This is a genomic window from Nonomuraea sp. NPDC050404 (assembly GCF_040655495.1).
Lineage (GTDB): Bacteria > Actinomycetota > Actinomycetes > Streptosporangiales > Streptosporangiaceae > Nonomuraea.
The window spans coordinates 89,404-109,370 of record NZ_JBFAKB010000040.1 but is presented as its reverse complement, the minus strand read 5'-3'; the positions used below and the strand labels follow the sequence as shown (position 1 = coordinate 109,370).

24 protein-coding genes are annotated in these 19,967 nt (G+C 66.4%); 13 read left to right on the top strand and 11 right to left on the bottom strand.

Annotated elements, in window-relative coordinates:
* Positions 1-376 precede the first annotated feature (376 nt).
* The gene (locus AB0I81_RS57520) at positions 377-1,816 is read right to left on the bottom strand and encodes a HEPN domain-containing protein (protein ID WP_360677725.1); all 1,440 of its coding nucleotides are present in this window, start codon (positions 1,814-1,816) and stop codon (positions 377-379) included.
* Positions 1,817-3,107: 1,291 nt separating this feature from the next.
* Here AB0I81_RS57520 and AB0I81_RS57515 point away from each other — a divergent pair.
* The gene (locus AB0I81_RS57515) at positions 3,108-3,440 is read left to right on the top strand and encodes a DUF6247 family protein (protein WP_360677723.1); all 333 of its coding nucleotides are present in this window, start codon (positions 3,108-3,110) and stop codon (positions 3,438-3,440) included.
* Entirely contained in the window at positions 3,441-3,686 is a 246-nt protein-coding gene (locus AB0I81_RS57510; RefSeq protein ID WP_360677721.1) for a hypothetical protein, read from the top strand.
* An 85-nt stretch (positions 3,687-3,771) separates the two neighbouring features.
* Here the strand turns inward: AB0I81_RS57510 and AB0I81_RS57505 are convergent, their stop codons facing one another.
* The 4 genes from AB0I81_RS57505 to AB0I81_RS57490 all read right to left on the bottom strand — a co-directional run bounded on the left by AB0I81_RS57505 (position 3,772) and on the right by AB0I81_RS57490 (position 6,313).
* Positions 3,772-4,074: a hypothetical protein gene (locus AB0I81_RS57505; protein WP_360677719.1), complete on the bottom strand. Its 303-nt coding sequence runs from the start codon at positions 4,072-4,074 to the stop codon at positions 3,772-3,774.
* Positions 4,075-4,619: 545 nt separating this feature from the next.
* Positions 4,620-4,877 (bottom strand): helix-turn-helix transcriptional regulator, encoded by a 258-nt coding sequence (locus tag AB0I81_RS57500; protein WP_360677717.1) that lies wholly within the window; start codon positions 4,875-4,877, stop codon positions 4,620-4,622.
* Positions 4,878-5,642: 765 nt separating this feature from the next.
* Positions 5,643-6,056, bottom strand: coding sequence for a PIN domain-containing protein (locus tag AB0I81_RS57495; RefSeq protein ID WP_360677715.1), 414 nt, complete (start codon positions 6,054-6,056; stop codon positions 5,643-5,645).
* Positions 6,053-6,313, bottom strand: coding sequence for a CopG family transcriptional regulator (locus AB0I81_RS57490; protein WP_360677713.1), 261 nt, complete (start codon positions 6,311-6,313; stop codon positions 6,053-6,055). The genes AB0I81_RS57495 and AB0I81_RS57490 overlap by 4 nt, the downstream gene beginning before the upstream one ends.
* A gap of 171 nt (positions 6,314-6,484) precedes the next feature.
* Here AB0I81_RS57490 and AB0I81_RS57485 point away from each other — a divergent pair, with 171 nt between their 5' ends.
* The 3 genes from AB0I81_RS57485 (at position 6,485) to AB0I81_RS57475 (ending at position 7,846) form a co-directional block, all read left to right on the top strand.
* Positions 6,485-6,640 (top strand): hypothetical protein, encoded by a 156-nt coding sequence (locus tag AB0I81_RS57485; protein WP_360677712.1) that lies wholly within the window; start codon positions 6,485-6,487, stop codon positions 6,638-6,640.
* A 158-nt stretch (positions 6,641-6,798) separates the two neighbouring features.
* On the top strand, positions 6,799-7,341 hold the full coding sequence (locus tag AB0I81_RS57480; RefSeq protein WP_360677710.1) for a 2'-5' RNA ligase family protein: 543 nt from the start codon (positions 6,799-6,801) through the stop codon (positions 7,339-7,341).
* 67 nt (positions 7,342-7,408) lie between these two features.
* Complete coding sequence (locus tag AB0I81_RS57475) at positions 7,409-7,846, top strand: NUDIX domain-containing protein (RefSeq protein ID WP_360677708.1); 438 nt, start codon at positions 7,409-7,411, stop codon at positions 7,844-7,846.
* 4 nt (positions 7,847-7,850) lie between these two features.
* Here the strand turns inward: AB0I81_RS57475 and AB0I81_RS57470 are convergent, their stop codons facing one another.
* On the bottom strand, positions 7,851-9,719 hold the full coding sequence (locus AB0I81_RS57470; protein WP_360677706.1) for a hypothetical protein: 1,869 nt from the start codon (positions 9,717-9,719) through the stop codon (positions 7,851-7,853).
* A gap of 291 nt (positions 9,720-10,010) precedes the next feature.
* Positions 10,011-10,862 carry a LysR substrate-binding domain-containing protein gene (locus tag AB0I81_RS57465; protein ID WP_360677704.1) on the bottom strand — a complete coding sequence of 284 codons (852 nt, stop codon included), beginning with the start codon at positions 10,860-10,862 and terminating at the stop codon, positions 10,011-10,013.
* A gap of 80 nt (positions 10,863-10,942) precedes the next feature.
* On the opposite strand from AB0I81_RS57465, the gene AB0I81_RS57460 reads away from it, so the two are divergent.
* Both AB0I81_RS57460 and AB0I81_RS57455 read left to right on the top strand, forming a co-directional pair.
* Complete coding sequence (locus AB0I81_RS57460; protein WP_360677702.1) at positions 10,943-11,458, top strand: cupin domain-containing protein; 516 nt, start codon at positions 10,943-10,945, stop codon at positions 11,456-11,458.
* A complete protein-coding gene (locus AB0I81_RS57455) occupies positions 11,455-11,820 on the top strand; it encodes a DoxX family protein (RefSeq protein WP_360677700.1) in 366 nt (121 codons plus the stop codon). Before AB0I81_RS57460 ends, AB0I81_RS57455 begins: the two co-directional genes overlap by 4 nt.
* 231 nt (positions 11,821-12,051) lie before the next feature.
* Here AB0I81_RS57455 and AB0I81_RS57450 read toward each other — a convergent pair whose 3' ends face one another.
* Positions 12,052-12,480: a lactococcin 972 family bacteriocin gene (locus AB0I81_RS57450; protein WP_360677698.1), complete on the bottom strand. Its 429-nt coding sequence runs from the start codon at positions 12,478-12,480 to the stop codon at positions 12,052-12,054.
* A gap of 148 nt (positions 12,481-12,628) precedes the next feature.
* Here AB0I81_RS57450 and AB0I81_RS57445 point away from each other — a divergent pair, with 148 nt between their 5' ends.
* The 3 genes from AB0I81_RS57445 (at position 12,629) to AB0I81_RS57435 (ending at position 14,690) form a co-directional block, all read left to right on the top strand.
* The gene (locus tag AB0I81_RS57445) at positions 12,629-13,189 is read left to right on the top strand and encodes a GrpB family protein (protein ID WP_360677697.1); all 561 of its coding nucleotides are present in this window, start codon (positions 12,629-12,631) and stop codon (positions 13,187-13,189) included.
* A gap of 120 nt (positions 13,190-13,309) precedes the next feature.
* Positions 13,310-14,233 carry an aminoglycoside phosphotransferase family protein gene (locus AB0I81_RS57440; RefSeq protein WP_360677695.1) on the top strand — a complete coding sequence of 308 codons (924 nt, stop codon included), beginning with the start codon at positions 13,310-13,312 and terminating at the stop codon, positions 14,231-14,233.
* A 10-nt stretch (positions 14,234-14,243) separates the two neighbouring features.
* Positions 14,244-14,690: a GNAT family N-acetyltransferase gene (locus AB0I81_RS57435; protein WP_360677693.1), complete on the top strand. Its 447-nt coding sequence runs from the start codon at positions 14,244-14,246 to the stop codon at positions 14,688-14,690.
* A 15-nt stretch (positions 14,691-14,705) separates the two neighbouring features.
* On the opposite strand, the gene AB0I81_RS57430 is transcribed toward AB0I81_RS57435, so the two are convergent.
* Together AB0I81_RS57430 and AB0I81_RS57425 are read right to left on the bottom strand one after the other, a co-directional pair.
* Entirely contained in the window at positions 14,706-15,335 is a 630-nt protein-coding gene (locus AB0I81_RS57430) for a response regulator transcription factor (RefSeq protein WP_360677691.1), read from the bottom strand.
* The gene (locus AB0I81_RS57425) at positions 15,332-16,390 is read right to left on the bottom strand and encodes a histidine kinase (protein WP_360677689.1); all 1,059 of its coding nucleotides are present in this window, start codon (positions 16,388-16,390) and stop codon (positions 15,332-15,334) included. Before AB0I81_RS57425 ends, AB0I81_RS57430 begins: the two co-directional genes overlap by 4 nt.
* A 112-nt stretch (positions 16,391-16,502) precedes the next feature.
* On the opposite strand from AB0I81_RS57425, the gene AB0I81_RS57420 reads away from it, so the two are divergent.
* Together AB0I81_RS57420 and AB0I81_RS57415 are read left to right on the top strand one after the other, a co-directional pair.
* Complete coding sequence (locus AB0I81_RS57420; RefSeq protein WP_360677687.1) at positions 16,503-17,870, top strand: alpha/beta hydrolase; 1,368 nt, start codon at positions 16,503-16,505, stop codon at positions 17,868-17,870.
* Positions 17,861-18,586: a hypothetical protein gene (locus tag AB0I81_RS57415; protein ID WP_360677685.1), complete on the top strand. Its 726-nt coding sequence runs from the start codon at positions 17,861-17,863 to the stop codon at positions 18,584-18,586. The genes AB0I81_RS57420 and AB0I81_RS57415 overlap by 10 nt, the downstream gene beginning before the upstream one ends.
* On the opposite strand, the gene AB0I81_RS57410 is transcribed toward AB0I81_RS57415, so the two are convergent.
* Complete coding sequence (locus AB0I81_RS57410) at positions 18,576-19,094, bottom strand: hypothetical protein (protein WP_360677683.1); 519 nt, start codon at positions 19,092-19,094, stop codon at positions 18,576-18,578. The genes AB0I81_RS57415 and AB0I81_RS57410 overlap by 11 nt on opposite strands.
* A gap of 180 nt (positions 19,095-19,274) precedes the next feature.
* On the opposite strand from AB0I81_RS57410, the gene AB0I81_RS57405 reads away from it, so the two are divergent.
* Positions 19,275-19,784 carry a hypothetical protein gene (locus AB0I81_RS57405; RefSeq protein WP_360677681.1) on the top strand — a complete coding sequence of 170 codons (510 nt, stop codon included), beginning with the start codon at positions 19,275-19,277 and terminating at the stop codon, positions 19,782-19,784.
* Positions 19,785-19,967 lie beyond the last annotated feature (183 nt).

Genomic DNA, 19,967 nt, shown 5'->3' with positions numbered 1-19,967 from the left:
ATCAAGCGGCGGCGCGGCGCGCCGCCGTACCCCCGGCCCTCCGCCCGCCCGCCGTCCGGGCGTGCGGCCTGGGGGCCGGTCCCGGACGGCGGCGGGACACCCGGGCCGGGCACCGCACGCTGGCCCCGCCGCACTTCCCGAACGCGCCGATCGAGGTTGCCACGCCGCCGCACAGATACAGCCCTACGATCGCCACTGCATGGCGGGTCGCCGTACTTGGTTGGGGGCGATCGAAGGTTCGGGACTTCGTTCCTCAGCCCCGACCCGCCGATTGACGTGGCTGAAGGTCTCTGTGTGTATTGGTATGCCCCTGGATGGCAGATCGACCGGACCAGCCAATAATGCCCGAGTCGATTGCGTTGGCTAGCGCAGCGAACTATCTGTTCTGCGCCTTAGGGAGGCAGTGAAAATTTTCGGTTACTAGTTTTCGGCGACTGCCGAAGTTTCCTCTCCGGCCGAGGATCACGGACGCATCTTGTGCATCAAATCCCGCATTGTGCAGCCAAGCCGATTCCAGCATATGTAGTGCAAGCTCGGTGCCCACCTGAAGCGCCCTGGAGTCGAAGACATAGTCACGAGCTTCTGGCAGGCCATGAGCAATTATATTGCGCAGCTTGGCTACGCGGCTCGGCCAATCGGCTTCGGAGCATAGATTGCCCATGGACGGTTCGAGAAGCTGCGTAAGGCGTCTCAATCTCGCTTCTAGAGAGGGGTCTGCTAGTCTCTGCAATCGAGAGCTGACCTTACTGCGCTTTTTGTTATTGAATCCCGCATCTCGCAATGCTCGAAGAACGCTATGCACGAAATCAATGCCCAGCTTGCCGCCGTCATACACATTGGGAGATAGCAGGCGATCGAGGGCCTCAACAGCTTGAATTGCGCTCATGAAACGAGCAAGCGGCCACTTGTTATCGGGATCTAGAAGTGTTGCCCAGAGTTCTACAGTGTATTCCCATTTGGCGACCGTCTGATAGATGAGTGGACACTGCGTCTCCCAATTCATCTCCCGGAGCGTGAAGAGCACCTCATGGCCGTGAAGAGGTCTGCGAGGCCCAGAACCTGCCTTTGAACCCGATCGAACCTTCAGCCAGCGCTCGCTAGGATGCCTGACGACTCCAAGGTCCCACTCGCGGTTGGTGATGGATAAGGACTTTATACCTCCAGGCCTCCCGGTGGCCATTGTTATCAATACTTCGAGGGGGAGTATCCAGTCCTTCATGAAGTTTTCGAAGGAGGCTGGCGTATGCAGGGCAATGTCAAAATAGCATCCAGAGTGAAGAATTATCTCACCTCCGTAACCATCTGACACGCCAGAGCGATCATTCACGCTAACCGTGCCGCCCGGCATGCTGGCCGATACCACTTCGCCCGGTGTATGGACGTAGTTCGTTGGAGGGTACGTCGGCTGAGACGGGTCCGGTGCGAAGCTAGTCCACCCTGACCAATCCTGTTGGCCATGAAATTCAACACGGGCATCACTGATCGAAAGCTGATCGCGAGACAGCCAGGCTCCTTCGATGGCTAGCCAAGTCGATAGCTCTGTAATCGATAGTGGGCCTATGCCATACCGTCCTTGCGAGCGCCGACTGCTATACAAAGTGATCCTGCTGCAATTGAATGCTCTACCATGCAGCAGTTCGAAGGACCGGTCTTCTTCCAAAAATGGTGTAGCAATAGCATTCAGGCTCTTGAACAAGGTTGCACGGCCAGCTCCAGAATCTAAAATCTCGTAGAGTCCTGGAACTTCGCGGGTGCCCGCCATCTCGGGTAGCCACCACTCTGCAGGTCGGCGATCACCAGGCTTGAGCTCTGACACGACTCACTCCATGTCGTTTGTACTGGTTAGTTTGGGGGTGGCGCTCACGTCGAGTAGTCCGAGAGAAGCACACACACTGTCTCGATCAATGCAGAGCGACACTCTACGATGCCCGGGGCCACTGGCGGTACGGGTCGGACCGGTGGACCAACCAGCCAAGACCAGCTATCTGGAGGCGGTCGATCTTGGCTGTATGGCCAAGACGGTCGATGACATACGGGATGATCAGCTACGGCGTGTGCGCGTCGCGCGAGAACACTGCGTCGTAGGCTGATCGCCGGGCCATTAGCGGGCCATTAAGAGGGGAGACAAGGGGTCAACCACGGTCACTGAGGACCGACCTTCCACCCAGCTCAGCGCCCCAGTGGGCCGTGATCGATGCAGTTCCCAAGCTGACAGCGCGGGTTCGATTCCCGTCACCCGCTCTCGAACGAACAGGCCAAGTCAGGGATGGTTCCCGACCGGATCTTGATCTTTCTAGGTCTGGTGTCGGTCTTCCGCGCAATTAGCCCACGGGGCCAGCACGCCCGCAGTGCCGTCGTCGCCCTTGTCGCGCTACTTGATTTGCTAATTAATGGCGTCTGCGATCGCCTTGTCGGCGCCGCTGACGGCGTGTTGCTAGACTGTCGCGGCTCTGACGTTAACCATTCCCCGTCCGCTTGAGGTGCCGGCACTTCGGCGTTGAGCCACGACGCAGCTACTGCATCCTCAAAGGTCCCCGAGGGAGCGTCTGGTGTTGTCGACGAGCTCCTTGTACGTGATGACCTCAACTCAGTTCACATGCATGTTGAACGTCCGAAGCGCTTCATTGATCTCCCGTTCCGGGTCGGCCGTCATGTGGCGGATGGACTTATACGGAGCCGACGGCACCCCCGCCCAAGCGCAGACTTGCCTCCAAGTGGGAGGCACTCCAGCACCGGGGTGATCACCGCGCGCCCGCGAGGTCTCCACCTCGTCCCATGGCCTCGGCCCGCTTCCCCTTCGGGCGGGACGACGGCGGACTGGTGATCAGATGGGAGAGAGTGCGCCACAAAACCCCAGCCCAAGGGCTGATCGTCGTGCAACTAGGCAGGGTAACGAGGGATTGATCACGGTTACTCGCGACCGGGTTTCCGCCCAGCTCACAGCCCTCACGTACGGTGCTCCGTGCAGTTCCCCAGATGACAGCGCGGGTTCGATTCCCGTAATCCGCTCCACCTTCGTCTGCCGCGACAGACTCAGCGTCTCAACTTTGCGTGAAGGATGTCGTCCTCCCTCTGTAGTCTCTGTGAGACAGGGAAGGGAGCTGGGCATGACCGCACAGCCGCAGGACTTCATCTCCGTTAGCACGCCTCTGCCCGAGAGGAACCTGCGCGCCATCCGTGCGGCGCTGATGGTTCCGGAAGATCGCGAAGCTTTTGACGCTGGTCTGAAGGCGGTGCTCGACGAGGTGCGAGTGAGCCTTGATCTTGGAGCGCTGAACACCTTCGTGCACCGCTGGTGGATCTCCGCATGCGACACCGCAAAGGATCCTGAGGGGCGCAGGCAGATGCACGTTCGGGCGGAGCAGGCTCTGGCCGGTGAGCCGACTCCACAGGGCAGGCCGTGGCGGGAAATCCTTGCGGCTCGTGGGATCGATGTCTAGGTGTTCAAGCTCATCATCGATCCCGTGGCCGAGGATCAAATCGCTGCGCTACCTGATCACGCGTTGCGTCCGCTCGCGGAGCTGTTCGCGCTCCTGGAAACCGCTCCTTGGAGCGGTGATCCGTACAACTCTGCCAATCCCAGAGCAAACATGCTTACGCATCCGTTCGGAGAGCGTGGTCTTGCCACGTATGTCGTCCTGGACCGGCAGCAAGAGATCTACCTTGTCCGCATTGAATGGCCGTAGGTCCGTGCCCGTTGAGTGCACGTTCTCGTGCTGGCCGGCGGGGAAGTTCGGGGACTCACGGTCACTCGACCAGCATATCCCCAGGTCAGTGTTTCCCCTGTGCGGAGGCCTTCACGCTGTCGAAGTTGCGGCTGAGCACCCAGTCGGCGTCCATTGGCATCCGGTGGACCAAGGCCAGGTAGGTGAGGTAAGAGCCCGCGTCGTAGGCGGGCCCGGTCCGCTTGCCTCCCGGGGAGAGGGACTGCGCGCCGTCCTGGCTGAGGTCGAGTCGAGCCAACAGCGGTGCCTCAAACCACTCCTCCAGGTCGGGCCAGTGCTTCACGAACCGGTCGTAGAAGTAGCGGCGCATCCGGAACGCGCCGCGCGAGCCCCCGAGAGCCTCTTGCAACCAGGCGAAGTACTCCTCTCGGGAGGCGTGCTGCCGCCGCGGCGAAGGCCCGGCAACGAGGCGCACCGCGCTCGCCGCTTGTTCTCCAGGGCCTGGGTGTACTCCGCCAGCACCGCCTCATCAGAGACCCGGGTGTAGACCTTCACCGACTCCGGCGAGGCGTGGCCGAGACGTTCTGCAGCGACAGCTCCCGCATGCCGCCTTCCCACATGGCCGTCGCATGCGTGTGACGTAGGGCATGCAGGGTCGTCTCGGGAGTACGTAGGCCCAGCGCGCTCATCTTCCGGGAGAACAATTTGACCAGCGCGTCGTAACTGAGCGGCTCGCACCTCTGCCGACCCCGACCGACCAGGAACACGAACGGGCTGGTCGCCTCCAGCGGCCGTCGATCTCGATCACGAGCCGCACACTGTCGAGTGCCACGGGACACCGCAACGGGAATGAGGTGCCCAGCAGATTTCCGGGGGCGTTCTCGACCTTCCGTGCACTTAGCGATGCAGCGTCGGCAGCCGGGAAGTGACTGCCGGCACTACTTTCGAACGAGATCAGCCGGCCTCGCGTAGCGGTTGGAACTCGACGCTGAGCCGCATTTCCAGAGCCTCTGCCAGGCGCTCCAACATGGGGATGGTCGGCATGGTGCCTCCTGCTTCGAACCGTGCAACCGCTGGCTGCTGCAGTCCAGTGCGCTCCGCTAGTTCAGCCTGTGTCAGTCCAAGTTGCTCACGCCGCAGTCGCACGTCCTCGCCCAGTTCGAACCGGATCTTGGCCGCCTCGTAGGCCGCTCCGGCACTGGGACGACTCATTATTTCGGACTTCCTGTCGGCCCAAGTCCTGCGCTCACTCCGCTCACTCCTCATCAGTGGTGTGCGCCTCAGTGATACACCGCTGTATGGCCCGCCACGCACGATCGATCTCAGTGGTCTCGCGCATCCGCTGCTTGCGGAACACCGTCAGCATGACGATCCGTCTCCCCGGAGCGATTTAATAGGTGATCCGCACAGCCTCTCGGTGGAGGTGAAACCGCAACTCCCGTAGCTTGCCACGGAGTTGTCGGGTGTAGGGCTCGTCGAGCAGGACACCACGCGCGGCCAGTAGGGTCGATGTAGAACGCCGCCGTTTCCTGGCCTTCCTGATCAAGAGTGTCGAACCATTGATCAACCTCTGGCTCTAGCTCCACCTTTCCCCAGCTCATAACACAAACGTTATAGTGCAAGCAAGAGTCGGGTCTTGGAGAAGTGAAATTGCCCTGTTACGTGCCTCGGCGCTCAGGCTGTGCCAGGTCGAAGGCTGGTCGTCGGGCCATTGGCGGGCCATTGAGAAGGGTGACGAGGGGTAATCACGGTCGCTCAGGACAGGCTCGCGGCCCAGCTCGGCGCCTTATCAGGCCATGATCGATGTAGTTCGCAAGGTGACAGCGCGGGTTCGATTCCGTCGCCAGCTCTCGATGTGAAAGCCCAGGTGGGCCCATGGATTTGGTGCCTGGGCTTTGATGTTTCCCGATGTCGTTGTTATACGCGTGCCATTGGGCCGTGATCATCCTGTCGGAACCAGTGGGTGAGGGCTTTGGCTCAAACCTTGATGACAGTGACGCTCGCACCGCACAGTGCGGCAAGGTCCTCGGGGTCGGAGGTAAGGACCGTGACGGGATCGGGGGCAGCGAGGGCGGTGGCGCTGAGCATGGCATCAATGGCGTACTTGTGCCCGTGCAGACCGGCATTGGACAAGAGTGCGGAGGCGTGGCGGGCGATTGGTTCGGTTACCGGCTCGATGACAAGGCGGGACAACGTCCACTCCAGAGCCGGCCGGTTGACGCGGGGGTGGACCACCTCGACGAGGGTGGCGGCAGAAGTGATGACGCGGAGATCGTCCGCACGGGCGAGAGCGAGCCACGCGGTGACCGTACGGTCGCGCAGGACGGCCTTGGCTAGTCCCTCACTGTCGAGGACAAGGGTCCCGCCGGGACGGGCGGGAGAACGGGTCACGTGGCCGCTCCACCATTGGCCTGTTCCCGTCGGGCCTGGTGGAGTTGGTCGCGCAGCGCCTGGATCTCGTCGTCGGTGACGGGGCCGTGTTCGGCCTCGGCGACCTGGATGAGTTCGCTGAGATTGTCACGCTCAATCTGGCGGGCGACGGCGGCGGCGACGTAGGCGGACAGGCCGGAAGGTCCGCTCCGGGACCGGGCAGCCTCGGCGACGTCGCGCGGCATGGTGATTGAATACTTGCCGGTAGGCTCGCTCATGCTCTCTATCCTACCTTTCATCCTCCTGGCTTGTCGGGCGGTGAGTTGTGTATTGGCGAGAGCTGATTGGTTTCCTTGCGTCCCGTTGGGGGTCACCTGGCAGGCGTGCCCGCTGCGTGCGCGATGGAACGCTGCACCAGGATGCCACCACAGGGGAAGGGATTCCCGGCAGTGTTGAGTTTCGCCGTCCGAGGGCTGTTCCAGCACGACGGCAGAGGCTTTCTCTGGCTGACCTCCGGCGAGCCCAGCGAGAGTGGCGACGGCGGCAACCGCTACAGCTACCTGAAGGGCCATTGGTACAGCTATAGGTGGGAGCCGGACTGGTAAGCGGCCAACCTCGCCGACTATGTCCGGCCGCCCTTTCCCTCGTGCGGGTGAACTGTTCGGGGTCATCTCTGCCCCGTGCCGCCGTACCGGGTGGCATGAGGGAGGCTTGTGGCGTAAAGGGGTGGCAGGTCCGCCTCGATGCTTGAGAGCATCCGACCATGTCGGATGACGGCACTTCAGGGCACTACCGAGTAGGCGAGACGGCCTTGCTGGCCGTGGTGAAGGAAGCTGAGCCGGTGGTCGGGCGGTGGCGGTGGAGGTTTGATTCGTCCGCCTCGGCTGGGGTTCCCGCGCACGTGACGGTGCTTGTGCCGTTTCTGGACATCGATCGCATCGACGCTGCGGTGATCGACGAACTCAGGGTGATGTTCGGCGGGCACAGCCCAGTGACCGTGCGGTTTGAGGAGTGCGGGCGGTTTCCCGATGTGCTCTACCTCGCGCCGACACCCGATCAGCCGTTTCGTGCCCTGACCGAGGCCGTCGCGGCACGGTGGCCCGAGGCGCCGCCCTACGGTGGACAGTTCGCGGAGGTCGTCCCGCACCTGACTGTCGCGCACCGTCAGCCGGCGCACGTGCTCGACGAGACGGAAGCCGCGCTGACCGTACGGTTGCCCATCATCGCTGATGTCGGGTCGGTCAGTCTCTACGTCAGCGACGGTTGCGGTTGGCGATCACGCGCCGAGTTCCCACTTGTCGGGTGAATTCTCCATCCGCCAAGCCAGCCGGGGAACGACTTTGGTCCAGGGCGTTATGCGTTCAGGAGGTTTCGTGGCAGAGAAGATCATCAGTGACAAAGTTCTCTGTTATATCGTTCGGGACGAGCGGCTTCTCGTCTTTCGTCATGTGGACTACAGCTACGAAGAGGTCGGTATACAAGTCCCTGCCGGCACGGTGAAGCAGGGAGAAGACCCCGCGAGCGCCGCGCTGCGGGAGGCTCGGGAGGAAACCGGCCTCAGCCAGTTCGCCATCGTTCGCGAGCTCGGCACAGTCGACTACGACACCACTCCCTACCGGCCCGAGATTCAACGCCGTCACGTTTTCCAGCTCTCGCTTGGTGAGGACACCCCTGACCGGTGGGCAAGCCAGGAAGACAATGACGGGACTGGGCAGCCGATCCGCTTTGAATGTTTCTGGATTCCGCTGGAGCACGGGCACGTGCTGCAGTCCGGCCAGGGCGCTCTGCTTTGGCGTCTCTTCGAGAAATAGCTGGTCAGCTTGATCGGGTTGCGGTGAGTACGGCGAGGTCGCGGTCGAAGCAGATGATGATGTGGCCTTGTGGGGTGGCGGCGACGGCGTTGACCGGGTCGGGGAATTCGAGGTCGGGGATGATTTTGTCGAAGGTGGTGAGGCTCCAGGTTGTCACCGTGCGGTAGCTGGCGGCGACGGCGATGGGGTGGCCGTTGATCGTGGTGGCGGCGAGGGCGGTTACGTTCAGGGTGGGGAGGCGGCCGAGTTGTTGAGCGGTGGCGACGTCCCATACCTCTAGCGGTGGCTCGCGCCAGTCGTCGTTTGTGGTGATGGCGATGGGTCGTTCGTCCGCGTTGGTGGTGGCCACGAGGCGGACCGGTTTGCCGTTTCGGCCGGTGGTTTGGAGTGTGGTGTCGCGGTTGGTGGCGAGGTCGCGGATTCGGAAGCCGCCGCCCCACCGTCCGAGTACGGCGACGGGCCGGCCGCTGAGGGTGGTGGTGGCGAGGGCGTGAATCCAGCGATGGTCGCTTTTGCGCGGGTTGCCGGTTTCTTCGCCGGTGCGGAGATCCCATACGCGGATGGTTTTGTCGTCGCCGGCGGTGATGGCCCGGGGTAGGCCACCTGTGTTGTCGGTCGCGATCGCGGTGATCGGGCGATGGTGGGTGGTCAGTGGTGGTCCGGCCGGCTTGCCCAGGGTGAGGTCCCAGAGGTGGACGGTGCCGTCCTCGCTGCCGGTGATCGCCAGCGTGCGGTCGTCCCCGTGGGTCGTGGCCACGGCGGTGACGGGGCCGGTGTGGTCGGTGAAGGGCGGGCACGTCTGGTCGCCGGTGTCCAGGTTCCATACTCGTACGGTCTTGTCGTCGCTGCCGGTGACCACCATCGGCTGGCCGGTGACTGAGGTGGTGGCGGTCACTGCCCTGATGGTGGCGTCGTGGCGGATCGGCTTGTTGGTCGGTTCGCCGACGACCAGGTCGGATACCCGGACCGAACCGCCGTCGCAACTCGACACCACCACCTGCCGGCCGTCCACCACTGCCGTCGCCACCGCGTGCAGCGTGCGGGGGTGTTGGGGGAACAGCTCACCGAGCGGCTCGGCCGTCTTCAGGTCCCACAGCTGGATGGTCGGTTCGTTGGAGTCGCAGGTGATCGCCACCGTTCGGCCGTTCACGATCGCGGTCGTCACGGCCTCCAGGTTCGCGGAGCGGGGGAGGGCGCCGACCGGCAGGCCGGTGGCCAGGTCCGACACGTGGGTGGTCGACTGGTAGCCGCCGGAGATGACCACCTGGTGGCCGGCGGTCAGCTCCGTGACCGCGAGCGCGCCCACATATCCGCTGTGGCCGGTGAACGGCTTGCCCACAGGGTCACCCGTGTCCAGGTCCCACACCCGGACCGTTCGGTCGCCGCCCGTGACGGCCACCCAGCGGCCGTCCAGCATCGTGGTCGCCACCGCGTACACCGGGCCGGTGTGGCCGTGGATCGGTGACATCACCTCTTGCCGTGTTTGCAGATCCCATACCCGTACGGTTGTGTCGTAGCAACCGGTGACCGCTACCGTGCGGCCGTGGCGTTCGCCGATCGCGAGGGCCTCGACGCTGTCCGCCTGGAGGTTGAATGGCTCGCCCATCGGCTTGCCGGAGGCGAGGTCCCACACCCGTATCGTGTTGTCGTCGCCGCCGCTGATCACAACAGGGCGATCGTCCAGTACGGACGTCGCCAGTGCCCGCACCGCGTTCGTGTGAGCGGCCCAAGGGGTGCCGACCCGCTCGCCGGTCAGCAGGTCCCATACCCGTACGGTGTTGTCGCCGCTTCCGGTGACCGCCACGGGACGGCCGTCGAAGACGGCGGTCGTCACCGACGCCACCCAGTTGTTGTGGCCGTCGGTGCTGCCCAACGGCGGGCATGACATCACGCCCTTCGGCAGGAGGCTGGTCCACCTCCGCCGCACACGCCAGGCGGTGGGAGGGACAACCGGGACCTCGGGGGAGGAAGGGGATGACATGCCGCGCATGGTAGCGGCCGGGGTCGGGGCGCGTCTCCAAGATCTCGTGTGACGGCAGGCTGTTCCGCCGGCACATGCTCTCTAAGATTCCGCACGATGGCAGGCCGTTCTGCCAGCACATGCGCTTGTCTGCAAGATCCCGCGCGACGGCAGGCCGTTCCGTAGGTGAATGCGTAGGTCCTCTTACAGGTTGTACGCGGCGGTGGCGATCCGTACGAACGACCGGATGAGTGGGTTGGTGTCGCCCTCTTTCCACGCTGCCACCGCCCGGCTCGGCGGCATGTCGATCACGGGCACCACGGCGAGCCCGGCCGGCGGCTCGTGGTCCAGGAGCGTCATGCCGACCGTGCCGTTCCAGAGGACGGCCTGCCGGCATTCCTGGACGGCGCGTACCACGGGGCCCTCGCGGGGTTCGCCGCCGTTCCAGTACGACTGCCAGAGGGGGTCGGTCCCCTCCGGGAAGACGAACCAGCGGCGGTCTGCCAGGTCGGCCAGCTTCAGGCTGTCGCGGCCGGCCAGCGGATCGTCGGCGCGCAGCAGTGCTCCCACCGGGTCGGCACGCAGCTCGTACACGGTCAGGCCGGTTTCGTCGAACGGTCTGCGGGTCAGGGCGACGTCGACCAGCCCGGCGTGCAGTCCGCAGGTGGGATCGGTCAGGTCGGTCTCGCGGATCCGGACCTCGACGTTCGGGTGCCGCCGGCGGTGGAGGTCGGCCAGCCGCCGGATGCCCGGGTCGGTGCTGTCGCCCAGGACGCCGATGGTGAGGGTCGCGGCGCCGGCCGCCGTGGCCACGCGCAGGCGTACCAGGTCGGCGTGGTCGAGGAGGCCGCGTGCCTCCTGGAGTAGTACGGTCCCGACCGGGGTGAGGGAGACGCCGGCGGGCGATCGGTCGAACAGCGTGGCGCCGAGTTCGGTCTCCAGTTGCTTGATCGCCCGGCTCAGTGGAGGCTGGCTCATGTGCAGCCGGGTGGCGGCCCGGCCGAAGTGGAGTTCCTCGGCGACCGTCACGAAATAGCGCAGCGTCCGTAGCTCCATGCTGCAACGATACCCGTACGGTATCGGCTTCGGAGGATGGGTCTTGGACAGGCGCGGTTCCCGGGCAGTGCAATCGGAGCATGACTGACGAGAACGGGATCGTCCCTGACCCCACCGTATCCGTGGTCGGTCCGGACGGCGGCGAGACGATCGTCCTGGGCACCACGCGCATGCGCATCCTGGAGGACGGCAGCAACACCGGGCACCGCCTCGGGATGGCCGAGTCCGTCCTCGCCCCGCACACCCCGGGGCCGCCGCAACACCGCCACGCCCGGCATGACGAGGGCTTTTACGTCATCTCCGGCTCGGTGCGGTTCACCGTGGGTGAGACCGAGCATGACGCGACGGCGGGCACGCTCGTGATGGTCCCGCCCGGGGTCCCGCACACGTTCGCCAATGTGACCGACCAACCGGCCGTGATGCTCAGCACTTTCACCCCTGACCTGTACGTGCAGTACTTCCGGGACCTGCAGGACCTGATCGCCGACGGCCGGGGCGGCCTGACCCCGCAGGCGAACATCCAAGCGATGAGCCGTTACGCCACGGAGCCCGCCACGGAGCCCGCCACCGACTTCGCCCCGAAGGCGGCCCGGTGAACGTCGTCCTCTATTGGATCGTCGCCGGCCTGCTCGCCCTCTTCTACCTCTACGGGGGTGGGTTGAAGCTGGTGCGGAGCCGTGATCGGCTTCGGCCGATGATGGCGTGGGTGGACAGTATGCCCATGGCGGCCGTCCGGGCCATCGGCGTGGTCGAGGTGCTCGGCGCCATCGGGCTGATCCTTCCGCCGCTGACCGGGATCGCGCCGTGGCTGGCCCTGGCGGCGGCCACCGGGTTCGTGGTGCTGCAGATCGCCGCGACCACGGTTCATCTGCGCCTCGGAGACCGGCGGATCGCCCTCAACCTCGTGCTCATCGCCGCTGCGGCCGTGACCGTCTGGCAGGCGATTGTCTGGCTGTGATCGGCAAGGGCAGGGCGATCGTGAGACGGGCTCGGAGGCCGGCGTCGCCGCGGTTGCCGGAAGACGAGAACGCACAGAGATCATGAGGTTTCTGCGAAGATCATGGACATGCGAGAGGAATGGCCGCCGAACCTTTGCGCAGAAAGGATTCGGCGGCCATTCAGCGGCCGGCGGTTTCTGCCGCGTACGCGAGAGGACGCGGACCGCCGCGACTACGGAAAACCGTAATCTTTAGTACGTGTTCCAGTACGCGTAGCACGTGTAGGCCCAGCCCCCGGTCACCCCAGCGGACGCCCACTTACCCTTGCCCGCGTAGTCCTTGGAGTGGACATCGGCCATGATCGCCGTCGCCGAGTGCTTCTTCTTCGGATGGGTGTACTTCGAGTAGCAGTGCTTCAGTCCGCCGGTGCCCACGCGAGTGCCGTACGACCAGGTCCCCCCGCCGACGTTCACGGTCTTCCTGGTGGTCGCCTTGCTCGACGGGTCGGCCGGGATGGCGACCCGCCCGCCGTCCTTGGGCTGATCGGCCGTGACCGCCGACACCGACGCCGACGCCGCTGTGTAGGCCGGACCTGCTGTCGCGGAAGCGGAGGTCGCGCTTATGGCGGTGAGGCCGGCGACAATCCCCGTGGCTGCCGCGACGCGACGGTTGATACGCATTCCGAATTTCCCCCTTGATTTGTGGAACAAAGAGCTCGTGAGTTGCTCTTGCGAAAGAGGTTAGGAAGCTGCGTTATAGAAACGGTATTGATCGCTTATATGCGAAAAATCGTTTGCGTCGGGATGTCTCGCCGATTAGGCTCGCGCCGTGATCACGGTAGTCGAGTACGACCCCGCGTGGCCCGACCGGTTCGAGGCGCTGCGCACGGAATATGCCAGGGCCCTGCACCTCGCCGGCGTGCCGGTGGTTTCCATCGAGCATGTCGGCAGCACGTCCGTTCCCGGACTGGCCGCCAAGCCCGTCATCGACTGCGACATCGTGGTGGCCGAGCCTGATGTCGAGGCCGCCGCGAACGTACTGGTCGGCCTCGGTTTCTCGCCGTTGGGTGAGTTGGGGATCCCGCAGCGGTGGGCGTTCAAGGAGCCCGCACGACTCACCGGGACCAACACCTACGTCATTGTCGAAGGATCGTTGTCGCTCCGGAATCACCTCGGCGTCAGGGACATCCTGCGAGCCGACCCGGAACTGCGTGAACGGTACGCCGAGGTGAAAAGGCGGGTGGGTGCGACGGCCGCCAACCGCGAGGACTACGGGCGCGGGAAGAACGCGATGGTGCAGGCCATTCTCGCCGCGGCCGGTCTGACCGAGGCCGAACGGGCGTCGATCGACGGCAACCAGGTGCCGTCACAGGACGAGGTCCCCAGGTGAACGATCACCGCCGGGTAGGGTGAGAGGCATGCTTTGACGCCTGCCCGGTAATCGGGCACCTCCATTGTCTCCTTCGTTTGTCGCAGTCACAGCAAGGACTCACACGAAGGAGATTTCCGCATGAACACGTCGCGTATCGACGTACCTGATCCGTTCGCCGCGTCTTATGGCGGGAACGGCCCCGAGGCGCGTGCCTGGCTCGCTGATCTGCCCCGTCTCGGGGGCGAGTTCCTGGACCGCTGGGAGCTGCGGCCCGACGGGCCGGCCGCGTACGGCATGGCCTCGCTGGTCCTGCCCGTGGTCCGGGGCGGCACGACCCCTGCCGTGCTCAAGCTTCAGCAGCTCAGGGAGGAGACCGCCGGGACCGCCACCGGCCTGCGGGCGTGGCGGGGCGAGGGTGTCGTGCGGCTGCTCGACTATGACGAGGAGAGCGGCACACAGTTGCTGGAACGGCTGGACGCGGCCCGGCCGCTGTCCTCGGTGGCCGACGATGACGCGGCGGTGCAAATCCTGGCCGAGTTGCTGGCCCGGCTGACCTCCGTACCCGCGCCGGGGGAGGTTCGGCGGTTGTCAGACATCGCCACGGCCATGCTCGATCAGGTTCCGCAGGCCGTGCCGGCGCTGCGGGACCCGGACGAGCGGCGGTTGGTGCGCACCTGCGCGGGTGCGGTGGCCGAGTTGGTCGGCGAGTCCGGTGACAGTCTGTTGCACTGGGACCTGCACTACGACAACGTGCTGGCGGGGGAGCGGGAGCCGTGGCTGGCCATCGACCCCGAGCCGCTGGCGGGCGACCCGGGGTTCGAGTTGTTGCCGGCGATGGACAACCGGTGGGCGCAGGTGGAGGCCGGCGGTGACGTGGCTCGCGCGGTGTTGCGCCGCTTCGACCTGCTGACCGAGGTGCTCGGCCTGGAGCGGGAGCGGGCCGTCGGATGGACTCTCGGCCGGGTGTTGCAGAACGCGCTGTGGGACGTCGAGGACGGCAAGGCCACGCTCGAACCCGCCCAGGTCGCCATCGCCACGACGCTGCTGAGCAGTCGGCGGTAATATCCCGTTCGTGGTGAAATGGGGGCTTCGGTCGGCCTCGGCGGTGGACGTCGAGGCGGTGGCGGAGTTGCGGGCCGTGGTGATGAGGCCGGATCTCCAGCGGCTCGGCCGCTACGACGAGCACCGGGTACGGCAGCGGCTGCGGGACGGCTTCATGCCCGCGCACACCTGGGTGATCGAGGTGGGCGGCGTCCTGGCCGGTTGTGTGGCGTTGCGACCGGCGGAGGAGGCGTACTGGCTGGAGCACTTCTACCTGGATCCGGGAACGCAGGGCAGGGGCGTCGGTTCCGCCGTGCTGGGCAGCTTGCTCGAACGGTGTGACCGCGAAGAGGCCGTGGTACGGCTCAACGTGTTGCAGGGCAGTGCGGCCCGGCGGCTGTACGAGCGGCACGGGTTCACCCTTGAGACCGAGGACGAAGTGGACGTCTACATGGTGCGCCACCCGGCCCAGGGCTGAAACTGAGCGCCCGGCTCAGGACTGGACGACCAGTAGGGCCGCCTGGACCCGGTTTGTGCAGTTCAGCTTGGCGAGGATGCGGCTGACGTAGGTCTTGACGCTGGCCTCGGTCATGTGCAGCCGCCTGGCGACCTCGGCGTTGGACAACCCCTGCGCCACCAGGGCGAGGATGTCGTTCTCGCGTGCGGTGAGGGTGGCCAGCCGCCGGGCGGCGTCGCGCCCGCGTTCGTCGTCGCCGGGCGGCGCCGCCATGTCGAGCACCTGCCGGGTCACGGCCGGTGAGAGGTACGCCTGCCCGGCGTGCGCGGCACGGACCGCGCCGATCAACTCGTCGGGGGTGCAGGTCTTCAGCACGAAACCGGACACCCCTCGCCGTACGGCGCCACGTACGTTGTCCTCGTCGCCGAAGGCGGTGAGCAGCACCACCCGCGGCCCCGTCAGCTCGGCCGCCGCGGCCAGGCCGTCCATGACCGGCATCGAGATGTCCAGCAGCGCGACGTCGACCCGGTGCCGTTGGGCGGCCCGCACCGCCTCGCGGCCGTCGCGCGCGACGGCCACCACCTCGATGTCCCCGGCCGACTCCAGGACGGTGCGGATGCCGGTGGTGATGAGCGGCTCGTCGTCGGCGATCAGGACCTTGATCACGTCGCCGCCCCGGCCAGAACGGGTACGAGCGGGAGCATCGCGACCAGCCGGAACTCCCTGGGGCCCGGGTGGATGCGCAGCAGGCCGCCGGCCTCGGCGACGCGTTCCGTGAGCCCCTGCAGGCCGCTGCCGCCGGGGGAGGAGGGCCGATGGCGGGGCAACGCGTTGGCCACCGAGACCAGAAGCGCGTCGGGCTGCCAGTCGAGCGACACGGCGACGGGTAGCCCGGAGGCGTGCTTGACCGCGTTCGTCAGCCCTTCCTGGACGACCCGATAGGCGGCGTGGGACGCGCGAGGGTCGGTGAGCGGCACGGCCTCGCCGGACGACTCGATCGTCACCGTGGCCCCCGCCGCCCGGGAGCGGGCGATCAGGTCGTCGATGTCGTCAAGCCCGGGGGCGTCGTGGCTGCGCAGCGCGTTGACGACGCTGTGCAGTTCGGCCGCGGCGGCGCGGGCGTTGCCCGCCAGACCGCCCACCGCCCGCTGCTGGGCGGGCGGCAGAGAGCCCACTTCCAGCGCGGCGGCCTGCACGGAGACCAGGCTGAGCAGGTGGCCGAGCGAGTCGTGCATGTCCTGGGCGATGCGCAGCCGCTCGCGCAGCCGCTCCTGCTCGGCGATGAGGGCCCGCTCCCTGCGCAGGTGCTCGCGCTCCTGGGCGAGGTACCGGCCGGCGAGCAGCGGCAGCGCGGTCAGTACGACGACGCGGGCCAGGGAGATCCACGGTTCGGCTTCGTCGGGGGAGCGCTGTATGGCCAGCAGGAGCACGCACACGTACACGCACAACGCGCCTGCCGTCAGCACGACGTCCCTGCGTGCGGAGATGCGGTGGCCGGCCTGGAAGCCGGTGCAGATCAGCAGGGCCAGCGAGCCGCCGGTGAACAGGGCGAGCGCCAGCGCCGCGAGGAAGGCCACGAACGGCAGGCGGTTCATCGCCGTCATGGTGATCGCCACGATCAGGGCGTACGCGGCGAGTGTCCAGCCCCTCGTCCCGTCCAACCACCACAGCGTCGTGTCGGCGGCCACGACCGCGACGACGAGCGCAAACCACCTGGGCATGCGCTCACCCTACTTCTGACCTCCCACGGCATTGGTAGTCAACTTTGGTGAACAGTCATCAATGACTTTCGGGGGCAGATCCGGGCCACACGCGGCTCCTAGGGTGCTGCGCATGCTCAACACCTTCCTCGCGCTGGCCGTCGTCGCGACACCGGTCAGCGTTCTGACGCCGGAGCCGTCCCTGCGGTGGAGCGCCTGCCCCATCGCGGACGCGCCCGAGTTGCAGTGCGCGGACCTGGCCGTCGCCCTGTCGCCCAAGGGTGACCGCAAGATCACACTCAAGGTGGCCCGGCTGCCCGCCACCGGTGCCAAGAAGGGCTCCGTGCTGGTCAACTTCGGCGGGCCGCAGGGGTACCAGATCGCGACGATGGGCTCGCGTACCAAGATCTTCGACAGGATCCGTACCTCGATGGACGTCGTGACCTGGGACCCGCGCGGCTACCCCGGACTCAGCGACGCGGTCCTGAAGTGCGACTTCGGCTACCTGCGCACCCCGGCGTTCCCCGCGGACCAGGCCGGCTTCGACCGGCTCGTCGCGGCGAACAAGGCCAGGGGCGACAAGTGCCGCGCCACCGACACCGAACTGTTCGACCACATGGACTCGGCCGCCGACGCCCGGGACGCCGACGCCGTGCGCGAAGCGCTCGGCGAGGACAAGATGAACTTCCTCGGCCTGTCGTACGGGGGAACGATCGCGCAGTCCTACGCCCGGCTGTTCCCGCACCGCGTGCGTACGATGTACATCGACGGCTCCAAGAGCCACAGCCTGCGCGACTGGGAACGGGAACTCGACATCATGGCCCGCGAGAACGAGGAGTTCGTCGGCCGGTTCTTCGCCTGGGCGCCCGCCGGGACGGAGAAGCGCTGGCGGGCGCTGATCGCCAAGGCCGCCCGCGAGCCCATCCCCGCCCCCAAGACCGGCGCCCGCTACGACGACACCCACCTGCGTACTCTCGGGTTCTACAAGATCCGCAGCGGCCCCGCGAGCTGGGACGGCTTCATGACGGCCCTGGCGGCGGCCGAGCGCGGCGACGCCTCCGGCTTCGTGCAGACGAGTCAGCCCTACCCCGGCCTGCCCGGCGGCGGGTACAAGGAATGCCTGGACTTCCCGCGCCCCACCGACCAGCGCTCAATCGCGCGTACGGTCAAGCGGCTGCGCGCCATCGCCCCCAACACCGGCGCCTTCTTCCCCCTCGCCGGGCACCTGCCGCTCACCTGCGCCGGCTGGCCGGCCCCGGTGAGCAACCCGCCCAAGCCGATGCCCCGCAAGCAACTGCCGCCGATGCTGGGCGCGGGCACCTGGCTGGACTACGACTCCAGCCGCCGGGTGGTCGAGCAGACCCCCGGCAGCCGCACGATCGAACACGACGGCCCGGGACACAACCTGTTCGGCGGCATGGCCAACGCCTGCGTCATCGACCACGTCAGCCGGTACGTCACCGAGCGCCGGCTGCCGCCCAAGGGAACCACGTGCCCCTGAGGCGCCGGTGGATCGCGGGCGCCGTCGCCGTGATCCTCCTGGCCGCCGTCGTGACGCTGACGGCGGTCGTGTTCCCGTCCGTCGCGGCCACCACCTGCCCCGGCTGCTACGGCCTGGAGCGGCTCGGGCCCGGCCTCTACGCCGAACCGGGGCTGCCGGCGTCCCAGCGGCGGCGCGTGACCGAGGTCGCCCGGCAGGCAGGCGAGCGGGTACGCGCCTTCTTCGCGGGACGCCGGAGCTCGCCGGACCTCCTCGTGTGCCTGACCGAGGACTGCTACCGCGGGATCGGCGGCGGCAGGGAACGCGGCGTCGCCGTACTGAACCGGTCGGTGATGTTGTCCCCGCGCGGCGTCGACGTCGTGATCGCCTCGCACGAGATGACCCACGTGGAACTGCACGCCCGCCTCGACGGCGCCGAGGTCCCGCAGTGGTTCGACGAAGGTCTGGCCGTCCTGGTCAGCGACGATCCCCGCTACCTCGCCCCGGCGGGCGAGGACCGTTGTCTCGCCGAACCCCGCCGGGACCTGCCCGTCACCCTCGACGACTGGCTGCGCGCGGCGTCGGCGGATGCCCGGGTGTACGCCGAAGCCGCCTGCCAGGTGAGTCGCTGGGCGGCGGCGAACGGTGGGGAACCGGCCGTACGGGGCCTCGTCGAACGGCTGGCGTCAGGACAGGACTTCCCCGCGGCGGTAGCGACCGGCCCCGTCAGGGATTGAGCGGCCGGCGCGGACGCTTACGGACGTTTTTCGGTTTCACCGGCTGTTCCTGGGGCGGTGTCCCGCCGGTCAAGGCCGTCAGCCGCTCCCAGACCTCCAGGCCGTGGGTGAGATCGGCCATGGGGTTCCTGAGCCGGTGGAACGCCTGGACGGGAGTGAACCGCAGGTAGTCTCCGTCGCCCCACACGACGGAGAGACCGTAGTCCTCCCAGAGGAAGCTCTCCAGTCTTTCGGTGGGAATCCGAATGGTCTCGAACGCGTTGACGATCACCACTGCTTCGGGATCGATGGTGATGCCCATCAAGGCGTTGCGCACGGCTACGGCACCGGCCAGGACGAACCCCAGTGCGATCACGAAGTACAGCAGCTCGCCGCTCAGGTCGATTTGCAATGAGCCCACCATGCCAAAAGCCAACGGCATGACGACGAAGGGGCCGACGCTTTGGACTATCCGCCGCCACAGCCGGGGCCGGAAGGCCACCCGCCGGCGTTCCGGGTCGTTGTTCATGCGCGTTCCGCACTCCCGTCATTATGGGTTTCAGTTCCGTGAACAAGACCTCTCAGATTGCGCTTTCATTGTGGTTGCAAAGCGCTGTCTTTTCGATTTTCGTCGAATTTATCGGTCCATCCCGGCCCGGTTCGCTAGCCTCATCGCCGTCGCTGGGGATTCATAGGAGAGGACATCGATATGACGATTCGCAGGGCGGCCGTTTCCGTCGTGGCCGGGTGCGCGGCTGGCATCGCGCTGGTCGCGGGCGGGGCGGGCGCGGCCCAGGCCGGGGCCGCGACGGAGGCGGCAGCCGCGCCGGGGATGCTCACGCTGACCAGGTACTACAACGGCGCCAAGCACTGGAGCACCACGGGTGAGGAGCCCGGCGGGGCGTACGAGAGTGAGCTCAAGGTGGCGATCCTGGCGGAGAAGGAGGCGGGCAGCGTCCCGCTTTACGCCTGCCTGGCCGGGCATGCGCCGATGGACCAGTTCCTGAGCCTGAACGCGGGTTGCGAGGGCGTCAAGAACGCCTCCCTGGGACTGCAGGGCTATGTTTACAGCAGCCCCGCTCCCGGCTTCACCCGCCCGATCTACCGCTGCCACTGGGCCAAGTCGCAGAGCCACTTCTTCTCTCTCAAGGCCGACTGCGAGAGCACCGGCGCCAACCCGGTCAAGAGCGACTTCAAGCTCGGATACGTCAAGGGCTAGCACGTTTCGATGAATTGCGAACTATTTAGCCGGCAGTGACGGGCCGGGTGCAGAACTCGACTGGCTACGATCGGTTTGAGTTCGAGGGAAGCTGCACCCGTTCGCGGGTGGCGGGGAGGTGATGTGATGCGCGGCAGGGACTACTGATTAACGCATGTGGATGATTGACCCACGCCGGCCTCG